Origin of the sequence: Streptococcus sp. Marseille-Q0941, assembly GCF_943736975.1 — a bacterium.
Lineage (GTDB): Bacteria > Bacillota > Bacilli > Lactobacillales > Streptococcaceae > Streptococcus.
Map to the genome: position 1 here is coordinate 19982 of NZ_CALSFO010000009.1, position 16290 is coordinate 36271.

14 protein-coding genes are annotated in these 16290 nt (G+C 39.8%); 11 read left to right on the plus strand and 3 right to left on the minus strand.

All coding sequences use genetic code 11. The features are described from left to right. Positions 1 to 3: 3 nt before the first annotated feature. A complete protein-coding gene (locus NGI26_RS08975; RefSeq protein ID WP_251938849.1) occupies positions 4 to 2436 on the plus strand; it encodes an ATP-dependent Clp protease ATP-binding subunit in 2433 nt (810 codons plus the stop codon). Between the two features lie 73 nt (positions 2437 to 2509). Beyond that, entirely contained in the window at positions 2510 to 3283 is a 774-nt protein-coding gene (locus NGI26_RS08980) for an NUDIX domain-containing protein (RefSeq protein ID WP_251938852.1), read from the plus strand. Between the two features lie 45 nt (positions 3284 to 3328). On the opposite strand, the gene NGI26_RS08985 is transcribed toward NGI26_RS08980, so the two are convergent. Then, positions 3329 to 3559 carry a hypothetical protein gene (locus NGI26_RS08985; RefSeq protein ID WP_251938854.1) on the minus strand — a complete coding sequence of 77 codons (231 nt, stop codon included), beginning with the start codon at positions 3557 to 3559 and terminating at the stop codon, positions 3329 to 3331. Between the two features lie 279 nt (positions 3560 to 3838). On the opposite strand from NGI26_RS08985, the gene NGI26_RS08990 reads away from it, so the two are divergent. After that, positions 3839 to 4525, plus strand: a complete 687-nt coding sequence (locus NGI26_RS08990) for a hypothetical protein (protein ID WP_251938856.1) — start codon at positions 3839 to 3841, stop codon at positions 4523 to 4525. 65 nt (positions 4526 to 4590) lie between these two features. Here NGI26_RS08990 and dusB read toward each other — a convergent pair whose 3' ends face one another. Both dusB and hslO read right to left on the minus strand, forming a co-directional pair. Further along, on the minus strand, positions 4591 to 5571 hold the full coding sequence (gene dusB / locus NGI26_RS08995) for a tRNA dihydrouridine synthase DusB (RefSeq protein WP_185756315.1): 981 nt from the start codon (positions 5569 to 5571) through the stop codon (positions 4591 to 4593). Beyond that, positions 5558 to 6430 carry an Hsp33 family molecular chaperone HslO gene (hslO, locus tag NGI26_RS09000; RefSeq protein ID WP_251938858.1) on the minus strand — a complete coding sequence of 291 codons (873 nt, stop codon included), beginning with the start codon at positions 6428 to 6430 and terminating at the stop codon, positions 5558 to 5560. The genes dusB and hslO overlap by 14 nt, the downstream gene beginning before the upstream one ends. 336 nt (positions 6431 to 6766) lie before the next feature. Here hslO and dltB (NGI26_RS09005) point away from each other — a divergent pair, with 336 nt between their 5' ends. The 8 genes from dltB (NGI26_RS09005) to nt5e all read left to right on the plus strand — a co-directional run bounded on the left by dltB (NGI26_RS09005) (position 6767) and on the right by nt5e (position 16259). Next, positions 6767 to 7921, plus strand: coding sequence for a D-alanyl-lipoteichoic acid biosynthesis protein DltB (gene dltB, locus NGI26_RS09005; RefSeq protein ID WP_251938860.1), 1155 nt, complete (start codon positions 6767 to 6769; stop codon positions 7919 to 7921). A 38-nt stretch (positions 7922 to 7959) separates the two neighbouring features. Then, positions 7960 to 9132, plus strand: coding sequence for a D-alanyl-lipoteichoic acid biosynthesis protein DltD (gene dltD / locus NGI26_RS09010; RefSeq protein ID WP_251938861.1), 1173 nt, complete (start codon positions 7960 to 7962; stop codon positions 9130 to 9132). A gap of 451 nt (positions 9133 to 9583) precedes the next feature. Continuing rightward, a complete protein-coding gene (locus NGI26_RS09015) occupies positions 9584 to 9715 on the plus strand; it encodes a teichoic acid D-Ala incorporation-associated protein DltX (protein WP_000813667.1) in 132 nt (43 codons plus the stop codon). A gap of 20 nt (positions 9716 to 9735) precedes the next feature. Then, positions 9736 to 11286, plus strand: coding sequence for a D-alanine--poly(phosphoribitol) ligase subunit DltA (dltA, locus tag NGI26_RS09020; protein ID WP_251938863.1), 1551 nt, complete (start codon positions 9736 to 9738; stop codon positions 11284 to 11286). After that, positions 11283 to 12527 (plus strand): D-alanyl-lipoteichoic acid biosynthesis protein DltB, encoded by a 1245-nt coding sequence (gene dltB, locus NGI26_RS09025; protein ID WP_251938865.1) that lies wholly within the window; start codon positions 11283 to 11285, stop codon positions 12525 to 12527. The genes dltA and dltB (NGI26_RS09025) overlap by 4 nt, the downstream gene beginning before the upstream one ends. Before the next feature lie 13 nt (positions 12528 to 12540). Further along, complete coding sequence (dltC, locus tag NGI26_RS09030; RefSeq protein WP_000351972.1) at positions 12541 to 12780, plus strand: D-alanine--poly(phosphoribitol) ligase subunit DltC; 240 nt, start codon at positions 12541 to 12543, stop codon at positions 12778 to 12780. Continuing rightward, on the plus strand, positions 12773 to 14041 hold the full coding sequence (dltD, locus tag NGI26_RS09035; RefSeq protein WP_251938867.1) for a D-alanyl-lipoteichoic acid biosynthesis protein DltD: 1269 nt from the start codon (positions 12773 to 12775) through the stop codon (positions 14039 to 14041). The genes dltC and dltD (NGI26_RS09035) overlap by 8 nt, the downstream gene beginning before the upstream one ends. A gap of 142 nt (positions 14042 to 14183) precedes the next feature. After that, the gene (gene nt5e / locus NGI26_RS09040) at positions 14184 to 16259 is read left to right on the plus strand and encodes a cell surface ecto-5'-nucleotidase Nt5e (protein WP_251938868.1); all 2076 of its coding nucleotides are present in this window, start codon (positions 14184 to 14186) and stop codon (positions 16257 to 16259) included. Positions 16260 to 16290 lie beyond the last annotated feature (31 nt).

Here is a 16290-nt window from a genome sequence, read left to right on the forward strand (position 1 = left end):
GACATGAAATATTCAAAAGCATTGAGAGAATGTATCGATAGCGCTTTTCTGATAGCGAGTCGCTTTGGTGCAGACTACCTAGAGTCATGGCACCTACTGATTGCCATGGCCAATCATAGCTACAGTGTTGCCGGAGCTACTCTCAACGAATTCCCTTATGAGATTGATCGTTTAGAGGAAGTCGCTGTAGAATTAACAGAGGCAAACTATAACCATAAGGAAGATTACCAGGAACTTCCATTCTCCTACCGCTTAAATGTTTTACTATTAGAAGCGGAACATATTGCTTCAGTTGTTCATGCCAAAGCATTGGGTACTGAGCACCTTCTTTACGCTATCTTGCATGATGGCAACGCCCTAGCAACTCGCATTCTGGAAAAAGCAGGTTTCTCCTATGAAGACCAGAAAGACCAAGTCAAGATTGCAGGGCTTCGTCGAAGTCTCGAGGCGCGTGCTGGTTGGACAAAAGAAGATTTGAAGGCTCTGCGTCAGCGCCATCGCTCAGTTGCAGATAAGCAAAATTCTATGGCAAATATGATGGGGATGCCTCAAACTCCAAGTGGTGGTTTGGAAGATTACACTCATGATCTTACAGAACAAGCTCGTTCAGGCAAATTAGAGCCAGTCATCGGACGTGACCAAGAAATCTCTCGTATGATTCAAATCTTGAGTCGAAAAACAAAAAACAATCCAGTTCTAGTTGGAGATGCAGGTGTCGGTAAAACAGCTCTGGCACTTGGGCTTGCGCAACGTATTGCCAATGGAAATGTACCTGATGAAATGGCTAAGATGCGTGTCCTAGAGCTTGATTTGATGAATGTGGTTGCGGGAACTCGTTTCCGTGGAGACTTTGAAGAACGTATGAACAATATCATCAAAGATATTGAGGAAGACGGGAAGGTTATCCTCTTTATCGATGAGCTCCATACGATTATGGGGTCTGGAAGTGGTATTGATTCGACTTTGGATGCGGCCAATATCCTGAAACCTGCTTTGGCACGTGGAACTCTGAGAACTGTCGGAGCGACTACTCAGGAAGAATACCAAAAACACATCGAAAAAGATGCTGCCCTTTCTCGCCGTTTTGCAAAAGTGATGATTGAAGAGCCGAGCGTGGCTGATAGTATGGCTATTTTGCAGGGCTTGAAAGCAACTTATGAGAAACACCACCATGTTCAAATTACAGATGATGCAGTAGAAACAGCTGTCAAAATGGCGCATCGTTATTTGACGAGCCGTCACTTGCCAGACTCAGCAATTGATCTTTTGGATGAAGCTGCAGCAACTGTCCAAAATAAATCGAAACATGCTAAAAAAGATGAGTCAGGTTTAACACCAGCTGATAAGGCCTTGATGGATGGAAAATGGAAGCAAGCAGCTCAACTCATTGTAAAAGAGCAGGAAGTTCCAGTCTATAAAGACTTAGTAAAAGAATCTGATATTTTGACAACCTTGAGTCGCTTGTCAGGTATTCCAGTTCAAAAATTGACACAAACGGATGCCAAGAAGTATCTCAATCTTGAAACTGAACTGCATAAACGTGTTATCGGGCAAGAACAAGCGGTATCTAGTATCAGTCGTGCCATTCGCAGAAATCAATCGGGTATCCGCAATAACAAACGTCCGATTGGTTCCTTTATGTTCCTTGGACCGACAGGTGTTGGTAAAACTGAATTAGCCAAGGCTTTAGCAGAAGTTCTATTTGATGACGAGTCTGCTCTTATCCGCTTCGACATGAGTGAATACATGGAGAAATTTGCGGCTAGTCGTCTTAATGGAGCTCCTCCGGGTTATGTAGGTTACGAAGAAGGTGGCGAATTGACCGAGAAGGTTCGTAACAAACCATATTCAGTCTTGCTCTTTGACGAGGTAGAAAAGGCCCACCCAGACATCTTTAATGTTCTCTTGCAGGTCTTAGATGATGGTGTCTTGACTGACAGTAAGGGTCGCAAGGTTGATTTCTCAAATACGATCATTATCATGACTTCAAACCTAGGTGCGACAGCTCTTCGTGATGACAAGACAGTCGGGTTTGGAGCTCGAGATATTCGTTTTGACCAGGAAAATATGGAAAAACGTATTTTTGAAGAGTTGAAAAAGGCTTACCGTCCAGAGTTCATCAACCGTATTGATGAAAAAGTTGTCTTCCGTAGCCTATCAAGTCAAGATATGCAAGAAGTGGTTAAGGTTATGGTCAAACCATTGATTGCTAGTCTGGCAGAAAAAGGAATTGACTTGAAACTTCAAGCTTCAGCCCTTAAACTTCTAGCTCAGAAGGGTTATGATCCCGAGATGGGAGCACGCCCACTGCGCAGAACTCTACAAACGGAAGTAGAAGACAAACTTGCAGAGCTCCTTCTTACAGGTGAACTGAAAGAAGGGAAGACACTTAAAATTGGTGTCAAAGCAGGTCAATTGAAATTCGACATTGTATAAAACAAGAACTATGAATCTATAATTTGTAGATACGCCCTCTTTATTGCCATCAATAGCAGAAAGGAAGTAGAAGATGATGAATCAGATAATTCCAACAGGGATGACAGAAAAAGAGTACTTTGAAGTTCATGCTAGCCAAGCTGAATTTTTAGACTGGTACCACAAGCAAGCACTCCCTCAGTATGAAAAACCAAGCGTGACTGTGGATATGGTAGCCTATTGCTTTGTAGAAGGGAAAATGAAACTCTTTCTTATTCGTCGAAAGGCCCACCCTTTTCAAAATTGCTTAGCTCTAGTTGGCGGTTTTATGGATAAGGGGGAAGATGCTGCCCGTTCTTGTCAGCGTGAGGTAAAAGAAGAAATCAATCTTGATCTTCCACTGGAAAAGATTGAGCAACTAATGACAGTATCTACACCTATTCGTGATCCCAGAGGTTGGACAGTTACAATTGCCCACTTGGTTTACCTACCTAGTCGAGCTCTTGACTTGGCTAAGGCAGGAGACGATGCAAAAGAAGTCGTTCTTGTGGATGTCGATTTTCATACAGGCAAGTGTTACTTGGATGGCAAAGAACTTGAGGAGAAGGACTTTGCATTTGACCACTTATCCATTATTCAAGAATCCATCAAGAAGATTCAAAAATCTATCGACTATGATTCTCGTTTCCTTTATTTACTAGAGGATGAATTCACTGTGGATGATGGTTTAGCTCTCATTGAGACTCTAAGTCCAGGCAAATCATGTACGAGTGATAGTTTCTTAATGAAATACGGTGATCGTTTAGAGGAAGTTGGTTTTAAACGAATTCCTCAAAAGGAAGTCATTACCATTTATCGATTGAAATAAAAAGAGAGGTCGGAATTTGTCCCGACCTCTTTTTGTTATTATTTTTTAAGGGTGTTTATCTTTTTTTGAATTACTCATGATTCGAATGAATAAATCTTTATATTTATATTTTAAATAGGTTTCGTGTAAATACAATAAAGCTACATAGACAATCATGAAAATGGCAGTTAAGTAAAACAAATCAAATGTTGTTTGAGCGTAATGAGTAGCACCCCCATAAGAAACGAAAGCAGCTAAAATCAACCAAGGGAGATACTTGTAATAGTTTCTTAACATAACTACACCTCCAATATCCTATTTCAATTTTATTATAGCCCTTCAAGAAAAAAATGCAAGCGATTTCACTTTAAAATATTGCATTTTAGTAGGAAAATTTTTCCTGTTTTTTAAAATCTTTTACGAATAAAAGATATAGGAGGAATAAGAAAATAACTGTACTCAAAAATAATTCTAAAAAATTTTAGATAAATAGTTGACAGATTCAAAAACAAATATTACAATAATATTACAAAAATATTTCTTAACATTTCAAATATGTTACAAAAGGAGCATAAAATGAAAAGTAAAACTTCTATCAAATTAATGGCCGCAACTGTACTCGCTTCAACACTGCTATTGGGGGCTTGTGGCAATAATAAAGAAAATACCACAAGCGATAGTTCTAGCAAGACAACACAAGCATCTTCTAGCTCTAAGGCAAGTTCTTCAAGTAAAGATAACAAGACTCAGAAGTCCTCAAGTTCAGCTTCATCAGAAAAAGCTAAGTCTTCTTCTGATCAGTCAACGACTACTGCCAACCAATCGCAAGCAACATCAGCACCAGAAACAAAACAAAACCAAGAATCTTCTGCTAAGCAAACTCCTTCTCAAGCCCCATCAAATCAACAAGGAACACAAGCAAAACAGAATCAATCAGCTTATGATCCAGCAACTGATCGCAAACTCCAAGACAAGCAAGCAGAGCACAACAAACGTTACAAAGGAGTTCTAACCATGGTGGATAGAGATTTCTCAGCTGCAGCTGGTAATTGGAAGGGGGCTAATGGTGAAACTATCACTGTTTCATCAGGTGGTCAATTTACAGTAGAGTCTGCTGATGGTAAGAAAGAAAACTACTCTATCCAAAGCTATTCTTATACCCTTGATGATGGGAAATACAATGCTGAAGTAGGTGGTGGAAAAGTTATTCAAATTACAACAGGTGCAGATGGTAAAGTTTCGAGTGTTGCCTTGATTCAATAATAGTATCTAGGATTTCCTAGGATAAAAAAACCGTAAACTTCAAGTGAGTTACGGTTTTTTGTGTATTAAGCCTTATCTAATTGCAATAGAGCTTCAATCTCTGCCAGAGTGCTGGCTTGGGAAATGGCTCCACGGAGTTTGGCTGCACCAGATGTTCCTCGAAGGTAGTGAGGAGCGAGTCCACGGAATTCACGAACGGCTATGTTTTCTCCTTTGAGGTTAATCAAGCGTTTCAAATGTTCGTAGGCGATTTTCATCTTGTCTTCAAAGGTCAAATCAGGAAGGATTTCTCCTGTTTCAAAGTAGTGATTGATTTGATTAAAGAGATACGGATTTCCCATAGCTGCGCGCCCAATCATAACGGCATCAGCACCGACTTCCTCGATGCGTTGTTTTGCTTCTTGGACTGTGCGGATATCGCCGTTGGCGATGAATGGAATTTTTGTCAGAGCTTGTGCTACCTTATGAAGAGTCTCAAGGTCAGCGTGTCCAGTATACATTTGCTCACGGGTACGGCCATGCATGGCAAGGGCAGAGACACCAGCGGCTTCAGCAGCGAGGGCATTCTCAACTGCTAGGGAGGGGTCAGACCAGCCTGTACGCATTTTGACAGTGAGAGGGATATCAAGGACTGATTGAACTTTGTTAATAATAGAGTAGATTTTATCAGGATCCTTAAGCCACATGGCACCGGCTTCGTTTTTTACGATTTTGTTGACAGGGCAACCCATGTTGATATCTACGATATCAGTCTTGGTATTTTCTTGGATAAATTCTGCTGCGCGAGCCAGACTGTCTTCGTCACTACCAAAGAGTTGGATAGAAACTGGATTCTCTCCTTCATCAATATGAAGCATATGAAGGGTTTTTTCATTGTTGTATTGGATACCCTTGTCAGAGACCATTTCCATAACAACGAGGCCTGCGCCAAGTTCTTTTGCGATAGTACGAAAGGCTGAATTGGTTACTCCTGCCATGGGCGCTAAAACGGTACGATTGGGAATCTCAACATTACCAATCATAAAAGGTGTATTAAGATTTGTCACGAATGAGTTCCTCCAGGTCGTTTTCATCAAAGTTATAAGTCGTTTGGCAGAATTGACAAGTGATTTCCGCCCCGTGGTCTTCCTCCTTCATTTCCTGAAGATCGGAAACTGGAAGAGTAGAAAGAGCATTCATAAAGCGTTCTTTGCTACAGTCGCATTGGAAACGGATTTCTTCTTCGGACAGACGCTTGTAGGATTCATCTCCGTAGATAGCTTTTAGAAGAGCTTCGATGTGATCCTCACTTTCCAGAAGTGTAGAAATAGCTGGCATTTCTTGGATACGTTTTTCAAAACGAGCAATTTCTTCTTCCTTAGCTCCTGGTAGAACTTGGAGTAGGAAACCACCTGCGACTTTGACCTTGTCTTCTTCGTCTAAAAGGACATTAAGGCCAACAGCTGAAGGCGTTTGTTGACTTTCTGTAAGATGGAAAGCTAGGTCTTCACCAATTTCTCCAGATATAAGAGGCGTCATAGAATTATAGGGATTTCCAGTGCCATAGTCTGTGATAACGAGGAATTGACCATTACCAACAAAAGGACCAACGAGGACTTCGCCAGTTGCAGTTTTTTTGATGTCAACGCCAGGATTTTGTACATAGCCTTTGACATTTCCTTGAGTGTCTGCGACAGTAATAATGGCACCCAATGAGCTAGTCCCAAGAACCTTGACAGTTAGCTTGGTATTTCCTTTTTCATTGGCAGCGAGAATTTGGCTGGCGATTAAAGTACGACCAAGCGCTACGGTTGAACTAGCTTGGGTTTGGTGTTTTTCTTGAGCAGTACGGACTGTTTCCGTGCTATCTAGAACAAAAGCACGAAAAGATCCACTTTCTGATATTGTTTTAATAATTTTATCCATAGCTACTATTTTAGCATAAAAATGCCCAAAGGGGGAGCCGTGTGTTTGTTGATTCTGAGGATTACTTGAGTCAAAAGGGCAGAATACTTCACTAGTTCATTCATCAATCTTTTAGAGCTTGAATTATAGTTATTGTGTGACTAATGATATCTCATCATTGGGATTTAGTACTAATTACTATTTGTATCTTTTCTGGGAATTAGATAATAGAAGTATTTTTATAGATTTTAAATTATGATATAATAGAAAAAATTAACTCGCTGGGGGATCTGATAGGAGCTAATTCTAAAGAGATAAACCGTGAGATGAGAAAAAGTAAAAAGGAGTTCATCTGGTATGAATTATTTTGAGGGGAATGAGTTTTTCCTTCTCTTGTTTGTAGTTTTACTGATTGGTTTTGTGGTAAACTTTTTTGAGAAACGTAAGGACTACTATATTTTGGCGCTCTCCCTCTTATTTGCAGGAGCTATTTATGGCAAGAGTCGAGCGATGATAGTCTATTTACTTGCCTTTATCGTCTACCAATATTTTCTAGTATTTCTTGCACAGAGGATAGAAGCAAAGCGACTGAAACCACTGGTTTTTCTTTCCATTCTTCCTTTGGTGATCAATAAAGTCTTTGCCCTGACTTCTCTCCATTTGTTGGCCTTTATTGGAATTTCTTATATGTCCTTCAAGACTATTCAGATCATGCTAGAAATATCAGATGGTTTGATCAAGGAGAAGGTTAGTATAAAAGACTACCTGCAATTTTTACTTTTTTTCCCTACGGTTAGTGCAGGACCAATTGATCGAAGCAGGAGATTTCTAAAAGAGATAAATGAGGTCATGCCTCGAAAAGAGTATCTAGAGTTGGCAGGGGACGGTGTTTATCGTATCGTTTTAGGTCTGCTTTATAAGGTTGTTTTATCAACCTATGTGTACCAGATCTTGCTCTCTCTAAGCAATACTGGCACAGTCGTTTACTCAATCAAGTATATGTACCTCTATACCTTGTATCTGTTCTTCGACTTTGCAGGCTATAGTCTAATGGCCGTTGGAAGTAGCAACATTCTAGGTATTCAGACACCGATGAACTTTAACAAACCTTTTTTGAGTGTCGATATCAAGGATTTTTGGACCAGATGGCATATCACCTTGTCGACCTGGTTGAGAGATTTTGTATTTTCAAGAGTATTGATGCAGGTTATCAGGAAAAAATGGTTTAAAAATAGACTACACAATGCAACCTATGCCTATATGGTCAATATGTTGGTCATGGGTTTTTGGCATGGTCTTAGTGTTAGCTACATTGTTTATGGTTTTTATCATGGTGTCTTGATGGCTGGATTTGAAGTGTATCAAAAGAAAAGCAATTTTTATAAGAAAAATAAAAACAAAAACTGGTATAAACTACTGAGTTGGTTTGTGACCATGAATTTGGTTATGATTGGTTTCTTTATCTTTTCAGGTGAACCCTATAAAATCTTACTGACGATTTTAAAGAGATAAGAGATTGAAAAGAGATCGAAGGGATGGGATAAAACGAGATGATTAAATTAAAAGCATTTTTACTATCGCTTGTGCTCGTAATTGCGACGCTTGCCCTTTTAAATGTGACATATGTCAAGAAGATTGAGGATTATTATAAAGTCAAGGATAACAGTATTCGTTATAGTACCTCGTATGAAAAGTATAAAAGTAGAGATATTTTAACAAGCAATATCACTCCCAATACCCTGGTTTTATTGGGGTCATCTGAGTTGGTTGCAACGATAAATGAAGACTATCATCCCAATAAAATTTTTAACTACGACGATTTTAATATCATGCAGATTGGGACTAGTTATTCTCAAAACATCGTTCAGGCTACGACCTTGGGCTCGATTGAGGGATCTATGAGTAAGCGAAAAGTAGCCATAGTAGAGTCTGTTCAGTGGTTTGAAAAAGATGGGACTCATCAAGATGCCTTTTTGAACAAGGCTTCTCAGGAACATATTTTCCACATGCTTGATAATGACAAGATTAGTAAGGAAACGAAAGAAAAAATAATCAATCGCATTATTGAGATTACCAAGGGGAACAAGCAACAAAATGACATCTACAAAAAATACAAAAGTTATTTCATAGATGGAAAAGGGACCAGTTTTGATAAAACACTATTAGAGCTTGATAAGGCGATGTATTCCTTTAAGCTCAAACAGACTTTTTATCAAAAACATGCCAAATCAGATTATCCTTCACTAGGAGATAAAACCCCAGACTACGATTGGGAGAAAATGACAAATCAGTTTGTAGAAGAGGTCAAAAAGAAAACAGACAACAATGACTATGCTGTTGATAATAACTACTACAATACCTACTTAAAAGATCGCTATGCATCGCTGAAAGATTCTAATAAGGATTTGAGCTATCTGGAGTCACCAGAGTATTCAGATATGGAACTCTTCTTGACAGTTGCCAAAGAATTGGGCATCGAAGTTGAGGTCATCATTTTTCCAGTAAACGGGAAATGGAATGACTACACAGGTGTCTCAAGAGAGATGCGGGAGAAAACTTATAAAAAAATAGAAGATGTCGCAAAAAGTCATGGTGCAACGGTGCTAAACTATGGAAATAGAGAGTATGATGATTACTTTTTGTTTGACGTGATGCACGTTGGAGTGAAAGGATGGATGGAAGTTGAAAAAGAACTTTACAAATTTGCAAATCAAGCTAACTAACACACATCGTTTAATCTTGTGGACCCTATTTTTCTATACAGTTATCTTAAGTATTGTGATTTACTGTTTTGTGACCGATTTTTCGAACATCCAAGAATTTATCTATAGTGAATTCTAGGATTACAGACTATAAAAATCTCTAGATAAAGGGAACTGGACCGATAAAGCGAGACACAAGATAAGGCTCTATAATATTTATAATGGAGAAATCTTCTATAGGTAGTATGGACCCTACTTTGTTGTAGTTCCTTATATAATCTATACTGAAAAGCATTCAAACTATCATTAGAAAGAATCATATGGAACAATTTAATGTAGTTGAAATCTAGTGTAAATAGACGGCAAACAATTGAAAAAATAGTCTATAAAGTGGTATAATAGCAGAAAAATAAATGAGTAAGAAATTGATTTTATTTTAGTGAAAAATTACAGAAATGAATGGTTTTTCTTGATGAAACAGAGAAAAGAATTGTACCTCTTTCTTGGTCGCACAGCCTTGTATTTTCTTATCTTTTTAGGGCTGCTTTATTTCTTTAGCTATCTTGGTCAGGGTCAAGGAAGCTTTATTTATAATGAATTTTAACTTGAAGGAGAATCCTTATTATGTCAAATAAACCAATCGTAGATATGATTGAAGCGATTGAGCATTTTGCTAAGATCCAACCTACTTATCCTGTTTATAATATTTTGGGAGAAGAGCATACCTATGGCCAATTGAAGGCAGACTCAGATAGCTTAGCAGCCCACATTGACCAAATGGGTCTTCCTGAAAAGTCACCTGTTGTGGTCTTTGGTGGACAAGAATATGAAATGTTGGCAACCTTTGTGGCTCTGACCAAGTCTGGCCATGCCTATATCCCAATTGACAGCCATTCTGCCTTGGAGCGCGTGTCTGCTATTGTTGAAGTGGCTGAGCCGAGCCTAATTATCGCCATCAATGAGTTTCCTATTGAAAACCCAACTGCTCCGATCTTGAACTTGGAGCAAGTCCATGAAGCTTATGCGGCTCAGAATGCGTATGATTTGCAACATCCGGTCAAGGGGGATGATAACTACTACATCATCTTTACCTCTGGAACAACTGGAAAACCAAAAGGGGTGCAAATTTCACACGACAACTTGCTCAGCTTCACCAACTGGATGATTACAGACAAGGAATTTGCGACGCCAGAGCGTCCGCAAATGTTGGCGCAACCACCTTATTCCTTTGACTTGTCTGTCATGTACTGGGCACCGACCTTGGCTCTTGGAGGAACGCTTTTTGCTCTTCCATCAGCCATTACTCAAGACTTTAAACAACTCTTTGCGACCATCTTCTCTCTTCCGATTGCTATCTGGACTTCAACGCCATCTTTTGCAGATATGGCCATGTTGTCTGAAGATTTCAATGCTGAAAAGATGCCAGGCATTACCCATTTCTACTTTGATGGGGAAGAGCTGACGGTTAAAACGGCTCAAAAACTACGCGAACGTTTTCCGAATGCGCGCATCATCAATGCTTACGGTCCAACGGAAGCAACGGTTGCTTTGTCAGCAGTCGCTATTACAGATGAGATGCTAGCGACTCTGAAACGCTTGCCAATTGGTTATACCAAAGAAGATTCTCCAACCTTCATCATTGATGAAGAAGGAAACAAATTGCCAAATGGAGAGCAAGGAGAGATCATCGTGTCTGGACCGGCTGTTTCAAAAGGTTATATGAACAATCCTGAAAAAACAGCAGAAGCCTTCTTCGAATTTGAAGGGCTTCCAGCCTACCATACGGGAGATGTTGGAACCATGACAGATGAAGGTCTTCTTCTCTATGGTGGTCGGATGGACTTCCAGATCAAGTTTAACGGCTACCGTATTGAGCTAGAAGATGTTTCTCAAAACTTGAACAAATCTCAGTACATCGATTCTGCTGTTGCAGTGCCACGCTACAACAAGGATCACAAGGTTCAAAATCTTTTGGCCTATGTCATCTTAAAAGATGGCGTCAAAGAGCAATTTGAACGTGATATCGATATCACCAAAGCAATCAAGGAAGACCTGGAGGATATTATGATGTCTTATATGATGCCTTCAAAATTCCTTTACCGTGATAGTTTACCGCTGACTCCAAACGGGAAAATCGACATCAAAGGGTTGATTAACGAGGTAAACAATAGATGATGGATTTCCTGAAACAGCTCCCTCATATTGAGCCGTATGGGAATCTGCAGTACTTTTTGTATGTGATTACTGCCACCTTGCCAATCTTTATCGGTCTTTTTTTCAAAAAACGCTTTGCCTGGTATGAAATATTGGTTAGTCTCTTCTTTATCGTCACCATGTTGACGGGTGGCAAGACCAATCAATTGGCTGCCCTAGGGTTTTATCTGATATGGCAAATTGTATTGGTTCTTTTTTACAAGCAGTATCGAAAAACTAAAGACGGGAAATGGACTTTCTATCTCGTTAGTCTGTTATCTTTGCTTCCTATCATCTTTGTGAAGGTACAGCCAGCTATTAATGGAACACAGTCCTTGTTAGGCTTTATCGGAATTTCTTATCTGACTTTTCGTTCGGTAGGAGTCATTATCGAACTCAGAGATGGAGTCATTAAGGAATTAAAGATGAGGGAATACTTGCGTTTTCTCCTCTTTATGCCGACATTTTCAAGTGGTCCAATTGATCGCTTCAAACGTTTTAATGAAAATTATCAGACGATTCCAGAGCGCGATGAGTTGATGGATATGTTAGCTGAGTCCGTTCGGTATATCATGTGGGGATTTCTGTATAAATTTATCCTAGCTCATATTTTAGGTGAGATTTTGTTACCTCCTCTAAAGAATCTAGCTTTACAGGAAGGGGGCGTCTTTAACTATTATGTAGTGGCAGTCATGTACACATTTGGTTTGGAACTTTTCTTTGACTTTGCAGGTTATTCCATGTTTGCTATAGCTATTTCAAATCTGATGGGGATTCGTAGTCCGATTAACTTCAACAAACCTTTCTTATCAAGAGATTTGAAAGAGTTTTGGAATCGCTGGCACATGAGTTTATCCTTCTGGTTCCGTGACTTTGTCTTTATGCGCTTGGTTATGGTGATGACGAGAAAGAAATTGTTTAAGAATCGAAATGTGACCTCAAGTGTCGCCTATATCCTCAATATGCTGATTATGGGATTTTGGCATGGTGTGACCTGGTACTACATCGCCTATGGACTTTTCCATGGGATTGGGCTGGTCATCAATGACGCTTGGGTTCGTAAGAAAAAAGCGCTCAATAAAGAACGGAAAAAAGCTGGAAAGGGTTCCTTACCTGAGAATCGCTGGATTCAGTTGCTTGGCATGGTTGTCACCTTCCATGTCGTGATGGTTTCATTCTTAATCTTTTCTGGATTTTTGAATGATTTATGGTTTAAAAAATAAAAGGATATAAAAAATGGATATCAAATCAGAAGTTATTGAAATTATTGATGAGTTGTTTATGGAAGATGTTTCTGACATGATGGATGAAGATCTTTTTGATGCTGGTGTCTTGGATAGCATGGGAACTGTTGAATTGATTGTTGAGATTGAAAACCGTTTTGACATTCGTGTTCCAGTGACAGAGTTCGGTCGTGATGACTGGAATACAGCTAATAAAATCGTAGAAGGTATTACGGAGTTAAAGAATGCTTAAACGCTTGTGGCTGATCTTCGGGCCTATCTTTGTAGCGGGATTATTGGTTTTTCTTCTTATCTGTTTCTATCCAAGTAGCCCAAGTCATAATCTCATGGAGGAAAAATACTCTGCGGCTTCTGTTAGTACAGAGAGCTTTAAGGAGAGAAGCCAAAAAGTGAGAGCTCTAACAGACCCCAATATGCGTTTTGTCCCTTTTCTAGGGTCCAGTGAATGGATTCGATTTGATAGTGTCCATCCAGCTGTTTTAGCAGAAAAATACAATCGTCCTTATCGCCCTTACTTTATGGGTCAAGCAGGAGCAACCTCTCTCATCCAATATTTTGGATTACAACAAATCTTGCCAGAAATAGAGAACAATCAGGTAATATTTGTCATTTCTCCTCAGTGGTTTACAGAGACGGATTACGACCCAGCAGCGTTTCAGAGATTCTTTAATAGCGACCAGTTGACCGCTTTTTTGGAAAATCAATCTGGGGACATTTCGGCTAAGCATGCTGCGACGCGTTTGTTGAAGCAGAACCCGAGTGTGGCATTGAAAGGCATCCTTCAAAAGCTTTCAAAAGGAGAGGACTTGTCAGATGCTGATCGACTTATCATCAACGTCTTTGCACGATTCAATGAAAAGCAGTCCTCTCTTTTTGGTCAATTTTCCATTCGGGGGAAACTCAAGTACAAAGAACATGTAGAAAACTATTTAAAAGATCTTCCTGATCAGTTTTCTTATGACGCTTTAGAAGAAATTGCCCGTAAGGATGCAGAGGTAAATACGACCAATAACAATATGGGGATGGAGAATCAATTTTATAAGACTCAGGTTAAAGACCACCTCAATAGATATAAGGATCATCAAAAAAATTACAACTTCCTCAAGTCCTCTGAGTACAATGATTTGCAGCTGGTCCTCAATCAATTTGCCAAATCAAAGGTCAATGTGCTCTTTGTCATTCAGCCTGTCAACAAGAAGTGGATGGAGTACACAGGGCTCAGCGAAGAGATGTACCAGCATGCAGTGGAGAAAATTCGTTACCAGTTAGAAAGTCAAGGCTTTACCAACATTGCTGACTTTTCAAAAAACGGAGGAGAACCTTACTTTATCAAGGATACTATCCACTTAGGTTGGTTGGGCTGGTTGGCTTTTGATAAGGTTGTGAATCCCTTCTTGACGGATCCAAAACCAGCTCCAGACTATAAGATGAATGACCGCTTCTTTAGCAAGGACTGGGCGACCTATGATGGAAATATCAAAGATTTCCAATAAATTGATTAAAAAAACTTGAACTGTTTTGTTCAGGTTTTTTGGTTAAATAGCGAATATTTTAGATGAAAACAAGTCAAAAGTTTCATTTTTTTCAGAAATATCGTATAATATAAAGGAAAAAAGAAAAGAAAAGGATTTCAAAATGAATAAACGTTTCCTATTACCCGTCTTGTCGACAGCCCTGTTAGCTCCAGCCTTCTTAGCTGGACAAGTATACGCTGAAGAAGCAACAACTCCTGCAGAAAGTTCAGCTGTCGTAGCAACTCCAGCTCCGTCGGCGACTCCAGCTCCTGTTGAGAGGCCTGCAGTACCGGAAACTTCGGCAACTTCAGAAGAGATTGCACCTGCAGAAGCTCCGTCAGCTCCTGTTGAATCTACTAAAAACGAAGAAAAGGACACCGTTATCTTACACACCAATGATGTGCACGGACGAATTGCAGAGGAGAAGGGAGTAATTGGTGATGCTAAGTTAGCGACTGTCATTGAGCAGGAACGCGCGAAATCAAATCAGAATACTCTAGTTGTTGATGCGGGAGACGCCTTCCAAGGTTTACCGATTTCCAACTCTACGAAGGGCGAAGCGCGTGCTGGAATTCTCAATGAGATGAATTATGATGCCATGGCTGTAGGAAATCATGAGTTTGACTTCGGCCTTGATGAAGCCAAGAAATACAAAGAAATTTTGAAATTCCCACTTCTCAGTGCCAATACCTATGTCAACGGAGCTCGTCTCTTTGAAGCTGCTACTATCGTTGACAAGGACAAGAATCGTGAAGGTGATGAGTTTGTTGTCATCGGTGTAACAACACCTGAAACAGCTACTAAAACTCACCCTAAAAATGTGAAAGGGGTAACCTTTACAGAGCCTATCGCAGAGGTCAATAAGGTTATCGAAGAAATTCAAGCTAAAGCTCTGGCAGAAGGCAAAGACTACAAACACTATGTTGTCCTTGCTCACTTGGGAGTTGATACAACAACACCTGTAGAATGGCGTGGTTCAACCTTGGCAGAAGCCTTGTCTAAAAATCCTCGTTTGAAAGGGAAACGCGTAACAGTAATCGATGGTCACTCTCATACAGTAGAATCAACGACTTATGGAGACAATGTTACCTATAACCAGACAGGAAGCTACCTTCATAATGTAGGAAAAATCACCTACAAATCACGTCAGCTTTTGGGCAATCCAACTCAGATTCCGGCTGCTGATGCTAAAAAATTACCAGCCAATCCAAAGATTGCTGCCATGGTCAAAGAAATCAAAGAAAAGTATGATGCTGAAAATGCAGTAGAAGTGGTTTCGAAGAGTCCAGTTGAGCTTAATGGCGATCGTGAAAATGTCCGTGTCCGTGAAACAAACCTAGGAAACGTTGTGGCAGATGCTCTCTATCAATACGGACAAACAGGTTTTAGCCATCCAACAGATATCGCTGTAACCAATGGTGGCGGATTGCGTGAAACGATTGCCAAAGACAAACCAATCACCAAGGGAAATGTTATCGCCGTTTTACCTTTCGGAAATACCATTACCCAAATCCAGGTAACAGGTCAACAAGTCCTTGACATGTTTGAGAAATCACTCGGTTCTATCTTACAGGTCGATAAGGACGGCAAAACTGTTATGGATGAAAATGGTCAGCCATTGCTAGAGCCAAGCGGAGGTTTCTTACAAGTTTCTGGTGTCAAGGTTTACTATGATACAAATCTACCTTCAGGGAAACGTGTCTTGGCTGTTCAAGTTAAAAATCATACAGACGGTGCCTACGAAAAGTTAGATCTATCAAAAACTTACTACCTAACAACCAATGATTTCTTGGCTGCAGGTGGAGATGGTTATAGCATGCTTGGTGGTGTTCGAGAAGAAGGACCGTCAATGGATGCTGCCTTTGAAGATTACCTCAAGACAGCTGATTTGAACCAGTATGAGAAGATTAATCCAAATTCAAGAACTATTTCTGTGAATTCTAAAAACTTTACAATGCCTGAAGAGCAAGTTAAAGAGCAGAATCCAGCTAAACCAGAAAAAGACCAAGTTACAAATCCAACTCAACCAACTACTGTAAAAGTTGATTACAAGGCGGCAGATGGGTTTACCAACAAGACAACCGTAGCAGAGAAGTTATTACCAAATACAGGAAGCGAGCAGTCTATTTTCATGACAGTTCTTGGAATGTTCCTAGGGATAACTGCTCTATGGACTAGCCGTAAACAAGAGAAATGATGTTTATAAGATGAAAACACATTGGGTGTTT

Coding starts and splice junctions, on each gene's coding strand:
- dltC (WP_000351972.1), top strand. CDS start 12,541: ATGGATATCAAATCAGAAGTTATTGAAATTATTGATGAGTTGTTTATG.
- dltD (WP_251938861.1), top strand. CDS start 7,960: ATGATTAAATTAAAAGCATTTTTACTATCGCTTGTGCTCGTAATTGCG.
- NGI26_RS09015 (WP_000813667.1), top strand. CDS start 9,584: ATGAAACAGAGAAAAGAATTGTACCTCTTTCTTGGTCGCACAGCCTTG.
- NGI26_RS08985 (WP_251938854.1), bottom strand. CDS start 3,559: ATGTTAAGAAACTATTACAAGTATCTCCCTTGGTTGATTTTAGCTGCT.
- dltB (WP_251938860.1), top strand. CDS start 6,767: ATGAATTATTTTGAGGGGAATGAGTTTTTCCTTCTCTTGTTTGTAGTT.
- NGI26_RS08990 (WP_251938856.1), top strand. CDS start 3,839: ATGAAAAGTAAAACTTCTATCAAATTAATGGCCGCAACTGTACTCGCT.
- dltB (WP_251938865.1), top strand. CDS start 11,283: ATGATGGATTTCCTGAAACAGCTCCCTCATATTGAGCCGTATGGGAAT.
- dltA (WP_251938863.1), top strand. CDS start 9,736: ATGTCAAATAAACCAATCGTAGATATGATTGAAGCGATTGAGCATTTT.
- NGI26_RS08975 (WP_251938849.1), top strand. CDS start 4: ATGAAATATTCAAAAGCATTGAGAGAATGTATCGATAGCGCTTTTCTG.
- dltD (WP_251938867.1), top strand. CDS start 12,773: ATGCTTAAACGCTTGTGGCTGATCTTCGGGCCTATCTTTGTAGCGGGA.
- hslO (WP_251938858.1), bottom strand. CDS start 6,430: ATGGATAAAATTATTAAAACAATATCAGAAAGTGGATCTTTTCGTGCT.
- NGI26_RS08980 (WP_251938852.1), top strand. CDS start 2,510: ATGATGAATCAGATAATTCCAACAGGGATGACAGAAAAAGAGTACTTT.
- nt5e (WP_251938868.1), top strand. CDS start 14,184: ATGAATAAACGTTTCCTATTACCCGTCTTGTCGACAGCCCTGTTAGCT.